7 protein-coding genes are annotated in these 17,273 nt (G+C 52.2%); 2 read left to right on the top strand and 5 right to left on the bottom strand.

Going from position 1 to position 17,273, the window contains the following annotated elements:
- Window positions 1-32: 32 nt before the first annotated feature.
- Together FPZ49_RS08520 and FPZ49_RS08515 are read right to left on the bottom strand one after the other, a co-directional pair.
- The gene (locus FPZ49_RS08520) at window positions 33-7,580 is read right to left on the bottom strand and encodes a DUF4350 domain-containing protein (protein ID WP_144845524.1); all 7,548 of its coding nucleotides are present in this window, start codon (window positions 7,578-7,580) and stop codon (window positions 33-35) included.
- 37 nt (window positions 7,581-7,617) lie between these two features.
- The gene (locus FPZ49_RS08515) at window positions 7,618-8,808 is read right to left on the bottom strand and encodes a HupE/UreJ family protein (RefSeq protein ID WP_222429888.1); all 1,191 of its coding nucleotides are present in this window, start codon (window positions 8,806-8,808) and stop codon (window positions 7,618-7,620) included.
- A gap of 365 nt (window positions 8,809-9,173) precedes the next feature.
- On the opposite strand from FPZ49_RS08515, the gene ppk1 reads away from it, so the two are divergent.
- On the top strand, window positions 9,174-11,246 hold the full coding sequence (gene ppk1, locus FPZ49_RS08510; protein WP_144845520.1) for a polyphosphate kinase 1: 2,073 nt from the start codon (window positions 9,174-9,176) through the stop codon (window positions 11,244-11,246).
- On the opposite strand, the gene ytfJ is transcribed toward ppk1, so the two are convergent.
- The 3 genes from ytfJ to FPZ49_RS08495 form a co-directional block, all read right to left on the bottom strand.
- Complete coding sequence (gene ytfJ, locus FPZ49_RS08505; RefSeq protein ID WP_144845518.1) at window positions 11,197-11,583, bottom strand: GerW family sporulation protein; 387 nt, start codon at window positions 11,581-11,583, stop codon at window positions 11,197-11,199. The genes ppk1 and ytfJ overlap by 50 nt on opposite strands.
- A gap of 123 nt (window positions 11,584-11,706) precedes the next feature.
- Window positions 11,707-12,063 (bottom strand): hypothetical protein, encoded by a 357-nt coding sequence (locus FPZ49_RS08500; RefSeq protein WP_144845516.1) that lies wholly within the window; start codon window positions 12,061-12,063, stop codon window positions 11,707-11,709.
- An 80-nt stretch (window positions 12,064-12,143) separates the two neighbouring features.
- A complete protein-coding gene (locus FPZ49_RS08495; RefSeq protein WP_144845514.1) occupies window positions 12,144-12,356 on the bottom strand; it encodes a hypothetical protein in 213 nt (70 codons plus the stop codon).
- Between the two features lie 189 nt (window positions 12,357-12,545).
- On the opposite strand from FPZ49_RS08495, the gene FPZ49_RS08490 reads away from it, so the two are divergent.
- On the top strand, window positions 12,546-17,267 hold the full coding sequence (locus FPZ49_RS08490; RefSeq protein WP_144845512.1) for an HAD-IC family P-type ATPase: 4,722 nt from the start codon (window positions 12,546-12,548) through the stop codon (window positions 17,265-17,267).
- Window positions 17,268-17,273: the final 6 nt, after the last annotated feature.

The raw sequence follows: 17,273 nt of genomic DNA, 5'->3' as shown, positions 1-17,273 counted from the left end.
GCATCCTTGTCATCTGTTGGTGCGTTAAAATGTTATTTCAGCAAATTGTAGATCACTTGCGCCGCTTCCGCCCGTGTCGTAATCCCGTTGGGTTCGAATTGCTCTGCCGAGCGGCCTTGAATCAATTTCAGCGCTGCAGCTTCTTTCACAAAGGCGGCTGCCCAAGGGGAAATTTGCGCTTCATCCTTGAACGTCGAACCGACTGCTGCGTTTGCTTTTCCATTCCTGTATTCATACGCTCGCATCAGCATGGTAACCATTTCTTCGCGTGTAATTTGCGCGTTCGAGTCGAATGTGGTCGCGCTCTTGCCTTGCACGAGGCCTGCCTTCACTGCGGCAGCCACTGCACCGGCATACCAATCGCTTGCGGACACGTCGCTAAAGCTTACGTCGCCTTTGGCCGATGCCGTCAATTTCAGCGCGTTCACCAGCAGCGTTGTAAACTCGGCGCGCGTCACACTGCGCTCCGGAGCAAAGGCTGTGTCGCTAATGCCATTTACGATTTGCTTAGCGGCCAGCTCTTTGATGACGTCTGTCGCCCAATGGCCGGCTGGAACGTCTGCAAACGTTTTGTTCACTTCCAGAACCGCATACTTACTAAAGTGTTTGATTTCTGCACTGACCGTGCCGTCGCTATTGAATTTGCCTCCGACGTACTCCAGCTTGCCCTCATCCGAGATGTAGTAAATGCCCGTGAGCTTCGGATTCACCGTGCTGGAAGCCTTCAGCGTAAGCACCATCGGCTTGTCGAATTTGGACAACGTGGTCGTTTTGCCATCCGCCGTCGTAATCGACAGCTTGAACTCGTATACTTCACCAGCAAGCTTAACTGCTTCATTCCCAGCGTGCTTGCTGGAGCTCAGGGCTGCGCTGGTCTCGGCATCGCTTAACGCATGGAACTGGACTGAAATGCTGCTGCCTTGCAGCGCGTCAGCCGAGAGTCCGCTGGTCAGCTGCTTCATCAGCTCGGATGGAATGCTCATTGTGAGCTTATCCGACTTGATTTCCAGATTGCCTTGCTTGATCAGATCCGCCGTATTCGAAGGCAGCTTCACTTCGCTCGCCTCGGCCGGTACCGATACTGTAGCTTTACCGCTACCGCTGCTGGTGAGACTATCTGCCGATACGGTAACTGTCTTGCTGTCGGTGCTACCTGCTGGAGCCGAGCCGCTGCTGCTGCTGGAGCTGCTTGAGCCTCCGTTAGATGGAGTCGTTACGGTTACCGTTGCAGACGCCGTGAAATGTCCATCGTCTGTAATTACTGTAATCGTACTAGTACCCGCAGCAAGCGCCGTCACATGACCGGCATCTACCGTCGCAACCGACGGATTGCTGGATGTCCATGTAACAGCTTGATTCGTTGCATCCGTAGGTTGAATCGTTGCCGTCAAGCTATATACGGACGAACCAACCGTCATTACGAATGCGTTCGTGTTCAATGTTACTCCCGTTACCGGTACCGAGGAGCCATCAAGCTTTACCAGCTCTCTAGTATCGCGGACACGGATTCGGTCGCCTTGCGAATATTTACCGCTCATCCCGGTCGCTTGAAGCGTATCCCCGATGTGCAGCTGAGGAATCGGCACTCCGCTTTCATTGACAATGTAGCCGTCAATAAAGACCAGCACATCGCCGGAGCCGTCATTGACCACGATGGAATTGGCATCCGGCAGCGAAACGACCTTCCCTTTCACTTGGACCAGCTGTCCCTGATACGTATCGGAAGTCACCGCGCCCGTTGGAAGCAGCTTCGGTTCGACCGCTGTGCCCGAGCTGAGCTTCACAACGCTGTTAACGAACTTGTCAAACATCAATTCTTTATCATTCTCGAATGTGCCGATATGGCCGTACACTCGAATGGTGTCTCCAAGCTTCAGTGAACCTTCCGGTACTTCACTAAAGGCCATGATACCGCCAGTTTCGTCTTGCAGGTAAGCCGCGTCATAGAATATGCCTGCTGCAGTCGTAACTTTACCCTGCACAACGACATTCGTACCTTCCGGCAATTTCCGCGCGTCCGCGATGCTAACGACCTTCGGCTCCAGATGAGCCAGCCAGTTCACGGCATTGAGCGCGAATGGCACATTCCCTTTGGCATTGTAGGTCTGATCCATCTCTTTATCATGGAAGATGTTCATGCCGGTCACGATCACTCGTCCGCCGTTCGTATTCAGCGTCTCGGACGCCACCATCGGGATGACCGAGCCCCCGGTGACATTATCCAATGTCGGTTTCCCAGGCGCATTGGACGTCTGAACGTTATAGCTCACGGAATCCGACTTGATGTTCGGACTATTCTGGAACGTGGTCTCGTTGCCTCGCACCAGGATCGAGACTTTATCAGTGTCCGTCAGTGGAACTTTGTTGCCCGCTCCGTCATTTTTGGCCAAGCTGGCCGGTCCGAAGGACTCGATCGTCGGCACAAAATCCGTCAAGCCGTTGCTTACCGGCGTCGGATGCGCTTTTACCGCATAGTTGTACGTCGTCCGGTCTCCGAAGAAGTTGCCGTTTACCGACTCATCGTAGAGTCCGTCATTATTGACAAGGATACTGGATCCAATACCCGATAGGACCGCATTCAAGGATTGATTACTGCCGTCCTTGTTGCTGCGCTCGGCAAGCAATAAGGATCCGCCCTTGGCCACAAAGTTATTGATCGCTGTAATTTCGGCAGCGCTGTAAGCGACAGCCGGATGGGTAATATACAGCACGGAAGCCTGGTTTAACACGGTGTCCGTGATCGTGTACGTATTTTCCGTGACAGTATAGCCCTGCTGTTTCATCATGACCGTAAAGGTCTTCAGATTGTTTGGATAGCCTCCGCTGTCGGTCGACGTATTTTCATTCTGCTTGGATGTATCAATCAGAATGGTTTTGCCGAGCGGGGCTTTGACGGACAAGGCTTGCTCGTAATTGTTATCTCCCAAATCTTTATCCGTTGAGGACAAAATCACAATAATTTTGTGCTCACCTGCCACCGGATTCGGCCAGCTGACACGCACTATCGCAGATTTGCTGGATAGGAGCGACGGAATCGCGGCGTCTCCAATCATGTGTCCGGCATCGACAGTATCGATGTAGAATTTCGCTGTGATATCCGTTACATCCGTTGTTCCAAGGTTGGTTACGCCCGCTTCCAGCGTAGCGGCAACCCCGCTTACAACCGCACCCTCTACCACAGTTACATTGTTCACATTCACCGCTACCGGGTCTTCAGGAGACCAGATCGGGGAGGAGTAAATGCGGTCGCCGTCTTTTTGCGTCACACGAACCACGAACCATTGCTGACCACCTATGACGTTGACGGTTGGGGACCAGTTAAAGGAAGTGGTGTCTGTCGTCGGCACATACGATTGGATCACGCGGCCGCCGTTGGTGATCAGCTCGATTTTGGCGATATTGTCGTTCGAAACGGTTTTCAAATAGCTGTATTTCGGATCGGACTTGCTTTCCAGAACGGAGTCGCTGCCCGTAATGCTGAACTGCAGATTTTTCGTGTCCGTCGTCGAACCCATATACCAGCCGCTGGCTAGTACATCCAGCTTCGCATTCGGATCTTCGGTCATGTAAACGTGCATTTTGCGCATCGCATCAATCAGCGAATCTTGCGACAAATTATCAGCTACAATAACGGTCCGCTGCTTCGTTTGTCCCCAAGTCGCATCATGGTTGTCTTCACCGTAGGTCGGCGCTACGTGCCAGCCCAAGTCCAGTGCACTAAAGAACTTGCTCTCTGCGTTCGCATAAGAGTATTTCCCTGAGCCGTTACCTACTTCAAGCATGGTGAAGAGCTTGTCTACGTTCTTGTCGTACGGAATAAAGTTGTCAAACGCATTGGCCGACATCGCCGGATGGTTGAATTGAGCCACCACATTATCGTAAGTCAGCACCCAGCCGTAATAGTTTTGCAGGTTCTGGTACTTGCCCCCGCTTTGTACACGATCGATAAAGTTCGTTGTTCCAAATACGTTGGAGTGTCCCCAAGTCGTCGAAGTCATTTCGAAGGCAGGGAAAACAACAAAGCTTCCATTTTTCGTGTATTGTGCCGCCAGGTTTTTCGTCAGCTGCCAGTCCGAACCGCCGGTCCGCTCAGGCATGCCGTTATGATCCACCGTGTCCGTGCCGGCAAGGCTTGCGTCAATATCGTGCGAATGGTCAGAGAACGCGAACCAATCGTAATCATGGTACTCCGCTGCCTTCAGTGCGTCTTCCGGCGAACCGTCGGCATCATGGGAGATGTTCGTATGGTTATGCGTCGTCCCGTAGTAGTGATTACCACCGGAAAATCTCGGCAGTACTTTGAAGGACCAGGTATGCGTCGAAAGATTATTCAGCTTATCCTTAGCGGAAACTTCTACCGTATAGATTCCTACAGCCAGACTATCCGGATCCGCAATGGTCAGATTCATTCCGGTTTCCGAAATGACCGCCTTGGAGGTATAGTCGATGCTGTTAATCTTGATGCTGACCGATGAGGTATTAACCCCGTTCGGATCTTCCCAGTTGGCCGTAATGACCGGGTGGGCCGATTCAATCTCATCGTGATCCGCCGGCTGCATGTTGAACAAATCCGGACCGTCCGTATCCGGCACTACATCGATGGTGATCGGCTGTGCTGCTTCACCGACCGTTTTGGTCGTGCTGCCTTGCATGGCTTCGATGTAATACAGCAGCTTGCCGGTCGGCATGCTCGCTTGCGGAATGGCGCCGTTGTAATTCAAGCCGTCCGCCGAAGCCATCGTAACCGACGAATAGTTGGCATCCGATTGACCTTTGTACCAAATCTTCACGCTGTCCGCAAATTTGGCCGTTGCTTTAAAGCTGACATCGATGCCGGTGTATGCTTTGAGCAATGGTGTATGGCTGAGCTGCAATTCCCCTTTGACATCCGAAGCGCTTCTAGGGAGCAGCAAGTATCCCGCGTTGAAGGGCGAGCTTTTCTTGGATTGCGCAACCACGCCTGTAAAGGTGTAGGTTTCGCCTTGAGTGATCGCGCCTCCGGCTACGTCGATGCCTGTGGATCCCAAGATCCGCACGACCGCCGTATGGTTCGCATCATCGATCACTGTCACATCATAGTCCGGGCCGGACGCAGGGACAGTCGATACTTTAGCTTTTACCGTAACTAATTTCCCTTCCAGCGGCTCCGCTGTTGCATAGGCGCCCAGGGCATCCAGCGTGATTGGAGCTGCAGCCGGAACTGTATCTGCACCTTCGTCTAAAATCGTAGAGGTGGCTACCAGCTGCGCTGTACCGGCCGTGAAGATCAGCTTGCCTGTTACCTTCACTTTATGTCCGACCAAGATGGAGATTGAAGGGTCTTGTCCGCTGATAACATCCAGTCCGCCTGTAGCATCTTGCACGTAGAAGTTGGTTTTCTCGGTGCCAAGCGCTTTGTTAGCGGATGTTACTACACCCTCGATCGTTGCCGTGTATCCGATGTTCAAAAGCAGTCCGTTCGCATCATTCGTACGAAGCTGACCGATCGACACCGGCGTCGAGGAGCTCGGAGCAGCATCCACGCGGGTGTAGACACTTTCTTTCGATGCGGAAGTGTAGGTCACATAAACCGATTGGTTGTTATTCGTATTCGTAAAGCTAAGTGTAAACGAGCCGTTTGCAGCTGCCGCAGTTGCTTGCCCAACCGGCGTAACGGTTCTGCTGGTTTCCACATAAGCTTTTACCGTAGACGAACCAGGGACAGCACCGGCCGTGCCCACTACGTTCCCGCCTGCACTCGTGAAGCTGAGCTTGGCTGAATCAGGGGAAATCATCGATTTCGAAGTGCGAATTTGAATCTCCACCGGGCTGCTTGTGCTTGCCGGAGCGTTCAATACGAAATCATTCGATGGATTTTTCGTGAAAAAGCCGTTGCCGATGCCGTACGCCGCTCTTGGATCGGAGCCCGCATCCGTCTTCCGCAGGATTGTCCCGCCTCCAACGCTGGAATTGTAGAATGGAGCACCCCAATGATCGGTTTTCAAAGTAAAATTGGTGTTCGTTCCGTTGCCGTAAGCAACCATATCGATGGCTTTCGGGTCGTCCTGGCCGGTTAAGCCTGTTGGAGTGCTCGCGAGAGCCAGCACGCCTCCGGTAGAGCCGCTCGGATTGATCGAGGTCGATGCATCTTCCGTTACCGGCAGATCCGCACCGTTGGTGCTTGTAGAACCCTTCACCAGAAAATATCCGTGCGCCTTAATGACGCCAGAAAGCGGTACTTGCCCCGCATTAAAGCTACCGGTGGCCGAAGCGTAGAAGATGTTCCATTGACCGCCGAAATCGATATCCTGATTCGTTGTATTGTACAGCTCGAAAAACTTCGTTTTATAAAATGCGCCGGAGTTCCCGCCATTGATATACAGCTGGCTGAAAACGACATCTCCTGGCTTATACGTTGCTGCATTTGTAACATTGACCGTGGCGGAAGCCGTGTAGCTTCCATCGGCCGTTGTGACGGTAATCGTTGCTGTACCTGTGCCAACCGCGGTCACTTTGCCGCTTGTATTGACGGTCGCCACATCCGTGTGGTCCGAGCTCCAGGTGACGGTTTTATTCGTTGCCGTTGTCGGCTGTACGGTGGCCGTCAGCTGACCTGTTCCACCCACCGTTAACGGCAAGGTGGACTTATCCAGCGTTACACCGGTTGCACTTACTGGATTGTTAGTTACATTGACCGTTGCTGCAGCCTGCTTATTTCCATCTTCTGTCGTTGCGGTAATCGTCGCCGTACCAACACCTACTGCGGTTACAGTACCATAGGTTACTGTCGCCACGGTCGTGTCATTAGATGCCCAGGTCACGGTTTTATTCGTTGCAATGGCTGGAGCAACTGTTGCCGTCAGCCCATATGAAGCGCCAAGCACGGTCAGGTTGACGGTGTTTGTGTTCAGACTTACACCCGTTACTGGCACAGGGGTTACGGAGCCGGAAGTTGGAGTACCTGAAACCAAGATATCGGCGATTCGACTGTTCCCGCTCGATTGGGTAATTGTCCCTGTCCCGTTAGTCCCAGCATTAGTTGAGCTAATCGATGCATTGGATGTATTCAGCCAACGGATATAAAGTGTAGGCTGGTTCTCCGCTTGGGCCGGCAAAGCAATATCTTTTTGTACAATACTGGTTGTAAGCTGATACTCAGTGGAAAAATCAACAAAATTAGTGCCATCAATACTGTACTGCAACTTAAAATCTCTTGGACCGCCGTTCGTTCCGTATTGCTTGGAAGAAAGCGTCAACCCGGTATATCCCTCTGTACTAAGCTTTGCCTGCCAGTACCCTCCTGTAGGCGAAGCCCATCCATCTTTGTAAATGGTGTTCCCTGTTGTCGAGTAAGTAGGCGTTCTACCGTTACTTAGAGTTAGCTCGGCATTGCCTGAGTTCGCAGCATTCCCGCCAGAGGCCTTTGTGACTAAAGCCGTATTCGCCGCTGTAAAGCTCCAATTGGCTACAGTCTCTGCAGCCGCATTCGCTGTCTGCAGAAGTACATTCGGCAGTACCACCGACGTTAGCAACATGACCGCCATCGCCAAGTTAGCCCACTTCTTGTACCTTCTCAAATACTTTCGCATCAAACCGTACATACCTGCGAAATCGCCTCCTAAAATAAAAATAAAATAATTACAACACCCGCTCGATAAGCCACAGTCCGCCTAAAATGAGCGCTGCAGCAGAGCCGGCAAAAGCCACCTGTTTGGAGTGCTTCCAGCGATACAGAAGTGCCAGCGCGGGCAGCACTAGGGCAACGAGGATCACCTGAACGGTTTCAATGCCGACATTGAAGCTGATCAGATCCACCGCCAATTCACTCTTCGGAATATTCATTTCCATCAGAATGTCCGCAAAGCCCATCCCATGGATCAGCCCGAAGATGAAGGTCAACACCCACCGGTGGCTGACTTTCTTGCGAATCAAATTGTCCAAAGCCACATAACAAATGCTCAAAGCAATGGCCGGCTCTACAATACGGGAGGAGACATGGATCACACCGGTGACCGTCAAGGCCAAGGTAATGCTATGCGCGATCGTAAATGCAGTGATTGTCCCTGCATACTGCTTGAACGTCTGCCTTGCGATGAGCAAGGAAAATAAGAACAATAGGTGGTCGTAGCCCGATAAAATATGGTTCATCCCAAGCACGAAAAAAGACAGCCAGCCTCCCGTCGCCTCCGATGAATCGGCCTCTGCAGGCTGCGGATGCTGCTGGGGCTCGTCCGCCTCCGGTTCTGCCGTTTGCTTAGGCACGTCATCACTCGACTGCAATCCGGCATAATCCTTCTCCGTCAATTGAAGCGCCCAGGTTCGGTTGCCGCCGGAGAGGGCCGCTGTGCTTTTCTGAGCTCCGTAATGAATCGTCAGCAGGTTCACGTAATTGGTCGCTGCGTCCTTCACATACAATTGATCGGACAGCAGGATCGGCTGGGACGCCGATACCGCAGTGAAGGAGGCTTTCAGAATTGCCTTCGTCGCATCTCCTTTGCGGTCCATAATGAGACTCTCAATTGGGGGCCACGCCGCGCTTTCTCCGTTGATTTTCAAAGCGAGGCTGCTCTGCAGAACCGCCAGCAGCTTCTGATCCACCGCAGCAAATTCCCCTGAATCGAGCATGCCGTCATGATTCGTGTCACCCCCCACGAGTTCAATGACCGATAACTCATCAAGCGCGTACGTCAACTCGGTTTTGGATTTGTACAAATCCAACGTTGTATAGCTTGCGCTGTAGGCATGAGCATCCGCTCGATGCTCAAATGACAGATGCACTAGCAGCGCCATGAAAATTGAAAGAAAGAAACGCCATCGCCAAACCGCCATGTAAGTCCTCCTTTTCTGTTTCTGCTTCTGGTTCTGGTTCCTCAGAATCAATCGTTGATGTATGGTGCCTACCAAATCTATCATCTAACTATTAAATCTGGGTCAACTACTTGTAATGAAATTGTTAAGTTCTCTTTAGGAAACCACCCACCTAAAGCCATTTCTTTATCATTTCTTAACAAATTGATGACTAAATTCACAGGCCTAGGGGAAATATGTAAAAAACGATGGTACTAAGTCATTCCTAGAGGTGAAACGCCCATGTTAAACGAAACCGAAAAACCCGTCGAAACCGTAAAAATCCGCTGCGGAGCCATATATGGGTTAGTTCGAGATTGCTATAGCCTACTCAAGAAATATTCCAAATGATCTATTCCAACCGGGATTTAAGCTGGCTTAAATTTAACCACCGGGTGCTGGAGGAAGCTATGGATGAAAACACCCCCTTGCTCGAGCGAGTTAAATTTTTATCCATCGTTGCCACCAATCTCGATGAGTTTATGAGTATCCGGGTGCCCAGAGTCATTGACCAGATCAACAGCAAGGTGTTTCAAAAGGATTTTGCTGGGTATACACCTGAAGGGTTGCTGAAACGAATCACCCGACGGGCGAAAACATTAGTCGAGCTTCAATACCGTACCTTCCATACCGTATTTCATGAGCTCAAACAGCACGGGATCCAATGTAAAGCTATGGATGAGCTGGATCACATGCAAAAAAAGGAATTGCAGAGCTATTACACCAATAAGGTGTTTCCCGTCCTTACCCCGATGGCCATCGATCAAAGCAGACCGTTTCCGCTGTTCCGCAGCAAAGGTCTGTATTTATCCGTCGTGCTCCGGCAGGAGGGAATTGCGACCGAGGAAGACGACGAACCAGACCTGGCCTTTCTTCAGGTTCCGGCCAATCTTCCCCGGATCATTCCGGTACCTTCGAATAGCAAGAACAGCCAAGAATTTATTTTGCTGGAGGATTTGATTAAGGATCAGATCGACACGTTATTTTTCGGGTATACCCTCATAGGGGTTCACTGCTTTCGTATCACCAGAAATGCCGATTTTATTTTAGAGGAAGAAGAAGCGGAAGATCTGGTGGAGGAAATGCAGAAGGAAATTCGAAGACGTCAATGGGGGAATCCGGTGAGATTGGAGATCGAGAAGGACTTTCATCCATTCGCCCTAAAGGCGCTTCGCGAGGAGCTGGAGCTGTGCGATATCGTGTATGAGATCGGCGGCCCGCTTGATTTAAGCTACTTAATGAAGCTGCCAGAAATGATCCCAGGGATGTATCAGCTGCGATATCCCCGTGTGGAGCCGATTTATCCAATGGATATGGACAGGTCGGATATTTTTGCTATGCTGAAACAAAGAGATATGTTAGCTTTTCACCCCTATGAATCATTTGAAGTCGTTCCTGATTTCTTACAGCAAGCGGCCATCGACCCGAGCGTTCTAGCGATTAAAATGACCCTCTACCGAGTCAGCGGCGACTCTCCTCTCGTTCATGCACTTGAACGTGCAGCCGAGCTCGGCAAGCAAGTGACGGTTCTGGTTGAAATCAAGGCGCGATTTGATGAAGAACGAAACATCGCTTGGGCTCGAAAGCTGGAGAGAGCAGGCTGTCATATCGTCTATGGCTTAGTCGGGCTGAAAACGCACGCCAAACTAATTATGGTTGTTCGTGAAGAGTCCGGGACGCTGCAAAGATATGTGCATATTTCCACCGGCAATTACAACGAGCATACGGCCCGTTTATTTACGGACATCGGCTTGTTTACATCCAACGCAAAAATCGGTGAAGATATTGCTGTGCTTTTTAATGAAATGACGGGATTCTCTACGGCTCGGGACTGGAACTATATTTCGGCAGCACCCACCGATTTGAAACAAACGCTCATCACCAAAATTCAGCGTGAAATGAAGCACTGCCAGGAGGGCAAGCCTGCTAGGATTATTGCCAAGATGAACTCGCTCTCCAATCGTGAGATGGTCGATCAGCTCTATGCGGCATCTCAGGCCGGAATAAAAATCGATCTTATAGTAAGGGGAATCTGTGTGCTGCGGCCAGGCATTCCGGGCATAAGCGAGAATATTACCGTCCGCAGTATTATTGATCGGTACTTGGAGCATTCACGTATTTTTTATTTTGAAAATGCGGGTGACCCGGAGGTATGGTTATCGAGTGCGGACTGGATGAGTCGAAACTTGGAAAGACGAATTGAATTAATCTGTCCGGTTCTGGATCAAAGCTTAAAGGACCTGGTTATCCAAAGCCTCCAACTGGTGCTAAGCGATCGTGTCAAATCAAGAATCATGCTTCCCAGCGGACGATACGTCCGTGAAAACGGCGGGGCGTCACCCATCCGCAGTCAGTTTGAAACCCAAGAGTTCATTGCGGCCTGGAAGAAGCACCGTTATCAAACCATTCCCTCACACTGACTAACAATTGCGGAGTCAGCTCGATGATCCGACTGAGCGAATCCTTCGGCATATCAAGCGGCAGAAGCTGCGCCCCAGACGGACCGATAACAAGAAAGGCGGTAGGTGTGATCGTTGCGCCGCCGCCTATTCCGCCTCCAAAAGGCATATGCGTACTCGATGAGCTGCCAAACTCACTTCCTCCGGTAAAATAGCCATAGGATACTTTGCTAATCGGAATGATGGTGGTCCCATCCGATGTTTCAATGGGCTTGCCGACGATAGAGTTCACATCCATCATGCCATTTAGACCGCTTAGTGCGGTTTGAAGAAGCCCTTGTACCGGATTATCTGACATCGATCACATCTCACCCTGTCTAAAAAAAGTCGTGCTAGCTAGTTTAGACAAAAATCGCAGGGTTCAATCCCGTTTCAAAAAGAAAAGGTGGGGGCACGCCCCTGGCGCGCCCCCACCTTTTTGTTAACTGATCACATCGGTTACGGGATCCACTACCGCCGGCTTTAGTAGCTTATTCCCCAGCTGGCTGTGGAAGACGGTAGACCCTACCTGATGGCCGACCGTACGTCCGAGCTTATCTCCAAGTATACCGCCGGCGACAGCTCCGATGACCGTACCTACACCCGGCATGAAGGTTGTCCCGAGCACGGCTCCATATTCCACGCCGGCCATGACTCCGATTGCCCCCGTCACATTCCCTGTCGTTTCTACAGCATAATCGGTTTTATTCATCTGCCCTTTTTGCAAGTTCTTGGTGTCCTCCGCTTGTAACATGGAACCTCGGATAAGCCCCGCCCAAAGTGATCCGCCTTGAAACATATTATTTCCTCCTCGAAATGATGATTGTGGGATCCTTCCGGATCTTATGAACATTGTGCCCGATAAAACCTTACATAACGTCAAACCATTCTGTTACCTTTTTCCATTTCCATCTCATTAGTATTCGCAGATGAACGGATGCTGTCACCGAATCCTTTGACCTGATCCGTCACATCCAGGGCAGCCCCTACACCTTTCACAGCCCAGCTGCGAACGGCTTTTCTAACGGTCGGCGAGAGCAGCAGCATGAGGGCCGCTGCACCTAACAAATAACCTGCTCGTGATTTCAACATAAGCTTCCTCTCCTCAGCAGCAACGATTTATATTTACAATTCATTTACATTTTGGTTATCATTTCACAAAAGTTTTCCTGCTATACATAAAAAATTCCAACGCCTTTGAGCGCATAAAATTTGGCAAACTAACCACAATATCAGGATATCACCATTTGAAGACATTATTGGGTTGAGGAGATTTTTACTATGACAGATTTACAGTATAGGGATAGGTACATCCGGATGCTCCCCGGAAGAATCCGCATTGAATTTATCGGGTTGCTTCATAGCAAGCAGACGGCGCAGGTGCTGATCCAAGCTTTCTCAAGCATGAAGGGGGTTACCAAAGCCGAGCCCTGCTCCACAACCGGCCGAATCCTAATTGTCTTCGACGAGACCATCGTCTCGAGCCGTGCCATTTTGCTGCAGCTAGAGCAGCTGGAGCAGCAGCAAACGTCAACAAGTCCGGTGGGAACGGACGAACTGAGGACAAGCTCGAATGATTTACCTCCAGCAATCGTTCACGCTCTGGAGGGGGACAGCGCGATTATGGAAGCCGCGGTCGCTGTAGAGGAGGCTGCCGAGGATCGCGGCAAGCTCAGGCAGACCGAGCCAGTGACCAGTGCTCCTCTAACGGATTTGCCCGTGTCTTTGCGCGAAATTCCGAAGGGTGTCACGCCGCGTTCGGCCTCGCCGCCACGAGTCCCTCTTCCGCTGGCCGTCGCCATGGGAGGACTCGTCGTACTCGGCGTAAAGCAGCTGATTTTCGGCCGATCGGCGCTAGCGCGAAGCCCGGCTCCCTTCTACTTGTCCGGACTGGTCTCCGTCGTTACCGGCTACCCGTTTTTTCGCCGCGGCTTTGGGCGGATGACAACCGAAAACAAGCTGAATCCCGATTTGTTCCTAGGCGCAGCCGCTCTAGGTCTGGCGTTTGTTCGCGAAAATCTAGTGGTCTTAGGTGCAATCAGCATCTTGCAATATGTCAACTGGAAACGAAGTCAGGCGCACTTAACCGATTCCGCTGCCGAAGCACTGCCAGCAGAAATCGTGAATTACAGTGAAAAAGCCGCCAAATGGGGGCTTTTTGCCGCTGGTGCCACCAGCTTAATCACGCGTGATCCGCTGCGGGGTATTGCGGTGCTGCTGGCAGCGAATCCACGCCCAGCGACGTTGCCAGGCCGAACGGCTTGGCAGCAGGCCGAGTTAACGACCCGAGCGGCGCAAGCAGACCTGCCAAGCCAAGGCTCGCTTTCACAGCTGGTGCGAACCAAGACCATTTTATTGCACGATACGTCAGCCTTCGTTCGTTCCGACTTGCAGGAATTGGAATGTGTGTCTCATGAGGACGATCCGGATAAAGTCATTTGCATCGCCGCCTCCCTTGTGGAAAAAAGCTCTCATCCTTGGAAGGATGCCATCGTGGCCAAGGCGAAGCAATCGTGCCGGACCATGCGAAGGGCCTTTCATATGGAAGAGCAGCCTGGCGGGATCCAAGGCACGATCCATACGACCACCTACCATATCGGCAATCTGGCCTATAGCCGAAGCCATACGGTTCCGTTTGAAAGCTACTATCTGGAAGCCAAGCGAATGGAAAGCAAAGGCTACGATGTTCTCTTCGTGGCCAAAGAAACAAGCCAAGGCATGCAATGCTTAGGCATCCTTTGTCATGCTCAGCAAGAGGACAAAGAACGGACGGAGCTGCTTACCCGATTGCGAAACCAGCAGTTTAAGCTGGCTGTGCTTCATAATAGCGGCTCCGCAAGTCACCACCAGCTCGAGCAGCTGGGGATGGACACAACGTGGCTTGATTTACATGAAAGTGAAGCGATCGAGCGCATTGCGGTATGGCACCAACAAGGCGAGGATGTTCTTCTGGTGACGGACGCAGACGCAGACTCTGATTCATCCATCCGCTACATGCTCGATGCTGGTGTCCCCAGCGTTACCTTTAATCGACTAGAGACGGTGCTGAAGACGCGAAGCTCGGCCAAGAAGATCGAGGCGACCGTGCAGGAGCATTTTCAGCTGACTAAACGATGGAATATGGTAGGCTCGGTGCTTGCCGCGTTCGGTACGCTAAGCGCCCCGATCGTCAACCTGATCGCCGACGCCATGTCGCTTCTATTCCTGTCCCGTTCGCAACGAATCGCTCAAGCCGCTTTTCCGCGTTCCACTCTGCCTAAGACCGCAGCTCATCTGGAAGTAGCGAGCGCCGCAGAGGCTGCTGCCTGGCATGGGATGCCTTGGGAACGGGCTTCACAGGATTTGGGGGTAGACCATCTCAAGGGGCTTACCTCAGCTCAAGCGACGGAGATTCGCTCCAGGTTCGGGCTCAATGAGCTCGAAAAAAAGAAGAGCGAACCGTGGCTTGTCGCTTACTTGGGCCAGTTTAAAGAATTCACTACGCTAGTGCTGCTTGGAACCTCCGTCTTGGCTTTATTTACCGGCGGAATATTCGACGGACTGGCCATGGGAGCCGTGCTGCTGGCCAACGCAGCGATCGGTACCATGCAGGAGCGGAAAGCGGAGAAGGTCGTCGACAGCCTGACTCAATTTCAACCGCCCCAAAACCTTGTCATTCGCGATGGCAAGGAGAGCATTCTTTCGGCTGAGGAGCTCGTACCGGGAGACGTCGTCATCCTGGAGCCGGGCGACCGGGTCCCTGCCGATATTAGGCTCATTCGCTCGTGGAATCTGGAGACCAACGAATCAGCGCTGACCGGTGAATCGGTACCGGTACCCAAGCAGGAAGCGCCGGTCTTATCCGACTGCCCGTTGTCCGAACGGAGCAATATGCTGTATATGGGAACGGATGTAACACGAGGCAAGGCGCTAGGGCTAGTCGTACAAACAGGCATGAATACGGAAATCGGCCACTTGACGGCCTTGTTAAAGACCAAAGGAAAAACGACTACGCCGCTTCAGGATAAGGTCACCTCCATCAGCAAAACGTTTGTGAAATTTGCCTTGATTGCTGGCATTATTGTATTTGCAGCCGGGCTAATCCGCGGCGTACCCCTCACTCAGATGATCACGACATCGATCACCTTAGCGGCTTCCGCGATTCCTGAGGGGCTCCCGGTCACCATTACGATTGCGCTTAGTGCAGGCATTTTTCGGATGGCCAAGAAAAACGCGCTGATCCGCAAGCTGTCCGCTCTTGAGACCTTGGGTCGAACGACGATCATCTGCTCGGACAAAACGGGCACGCTCACCAAAAATGAGATGACGGTGAAGGAAATTCGAGCGAATACCCACGCCTGGCATGTTACCGGTAACGGGTATGACCCGGACGGAGCAATTGTGGGCGCCTCCGGAGCTGCCGCCGGGTTCCAGCCGGAGCTCGAGCGAATTTTGCTGATTAGCTCGTTATGCAACAACAGCAAAGTAGAACAGAAAGATAATCAATGGACGATTCAAGGCGACCCGACGGAGGGAGCGCTGCAAGTGATGGCTTACAAGGGGGGCATCTATCCGGATCGAATGACCGGGTGGCATCGGGGGGCGGAAGTGCCTTTCGATTCGGGGAAAGGGAAAATGAGCGTAGTGTGCCGAGACACAGCGTCCGGCAATGCATGCTATGTGTTCTCCAAAGGCTCCGTCGAAGCGATTTTACGCCACAGCAGCCGGTACCAGAAAGAGGGACAAGTTTATCCTCTTACCGATGACCTCCGGGCTCATATCGCCAAGCAAACCGATGCGCTTGCGGCGGACGCGCTGCGGGTGCTTGGCTTTGCTTATCGACCGCTTTCTTCGGAGGAGAATGTTGAACAAATGGGCCTGGATGAACGGGACATGATCTTCGTAGGCATGGCCGGGATGATTGATCCGCCAAAGACCGGCGTGGAGCAAAGCATCTTAGAAGCCAAGGCACTGGGCGTCAAGCCGGTCATGATTACGGGAGATCACCCGATTACGGCCATTGCGATCGCCCGTCAGCTGCGCATTTGCGATGACACCAGCGCGGTGCTGTCCGGCCATGAGCTGGAGCGGATGACGGACGAAGAGCTCGATCAGATCGTGGAGCGGATCACGGTATTCGCAAGAATGACTCCGGATCATAAGCTTCGCATCGTGAAGGTGCTTCAGCGCAAAGGACATATTGTGACCATGACGGGCGACGGTGTGAACGATACCCCAGCTATTAAGCAGGCGAATGTCGGCATCGCGATGGGTCGAACAGGAACAGAGGTTAGCAAAGGAATTGCGGACATGGTTCTGAAGGAGGATCATTTCGGCTCCATTGTGGACGGAGTCAAAGAAGGCCGGACGATCATCAGCAATATCCGCAAGGCGCTGGGCTGTCTATTGACAGGGAATCTAGCCGAAATCCTGGTGACTAGCGCAGCTGTGATTGCCGGTATGCCGATTCCGCTCGTGCCGATTCAAATTCTGCTGATGAATCTGCTCACCGATGCGCTGCCGGCGATGATTCTTGCCGTGAATCCGGGGAACAAGACGAAGCAAACCGAACGCATCGACATCGTGGACAAGGAGCTGTACCAAAAGGTCATCACCAAAGGCCTGCTGCTTGGGGTCGGCTCGCTAGGTTTATTCGCGTTTTCGCTGGCAGCGGGACAGCCGGTGCAAGTGGCGCAAAGCATTGCTTTTGCCACCTTGGTAGCGGGCCAGCTGATTCAAACGTTCTCGTGGAGACAAGAAGGAACGGACGAAACCGTTCGCGACTGGGGGAAGGACCGATTCCTGCTAGGTGCCCTGGGCATCTCATGGGTTGCACTAATGGCGGTGCTGTATGTTCCTCCGCTTGCCCGGATTTTCCACACGGCGCCGATTGCCCTCCATCACTGGGGGCCGATTCTGGCCGTAGCTGCATCGATTTCATGGGTATCCAAGCCGATCCTCAGGGCTTTGGCTCCCAGTGGGCGAGCGGTTCCATCCGCAGCGCCTGCCTATGCCGCCGCTTAGCAGCGG

This window comes from Paenibacillus cremeus (genome assembly GCF_007786445.1).
Taxonomy (GTDB): Bacteria; Bacillota; Bacilli; order Paenibacillales; family NBRC-103111; genus Paenibacillus_G; species Paenibacillus_G cremeus.
The sequence above is the reverse complement of the archived record's forward strand: the minus strand, read 5'-3'. Positions and strand labels throughout refer to the sequence as shown.

Bases quoted from the DNA above. Each gene is read 5' to 3' on its own strand.
- FPZ49_RS08520 (WP_144845524.1), bottom strand. From the start codon at position 7,580: ATGTACGGTTTGATGCGAAAGTATTTGAGAAGGTACAAGAAGTGGGCT.
- FPZ49_RS08515 (WP_222429888.1), bottom strand. From the start codon at position 8,808: ATGGCGGTTTGGCGATGGCGTTTCTTTCTTTCAATTTTCATGGCGCTG.
- ppk1 (WP_144845520.1), top strand. From the start codon at position 9,174: ATGATCTATTCCAACCGGGATTTAAGCTGGCTTAAATTTAACCACCGG.
- ytfJ (WP_144845518.1), bottom strand. From the start codon at position 11,583: ATGTCAGATAATCCGGTACAAGGGCTTCTTCAAACCGCACTAAGCGGT.
- FPZ49_RS08500 (WP_144845516.1), bottom strand. From the start codon at position 12,063: ATGTTTCAAGGCGGATCACTTTGGGCGGGGCTTATCCGAGGTTCCATG.
- FPZ49_RS08495 (WP_144845514.1), bottom strand. From the start codon at position 12,356: ATGTTGAAATCACGAGCAGGTTATTTGTTAGGTGCAGCGGCCCTCATG.
- FPZ49_RS08490 (WP_144845512.1), top strand. From the start codon at position 12,546: ATGACAGATTTACAGTATAGGGATAGGTACATCCGGATGCTCCCCGGA.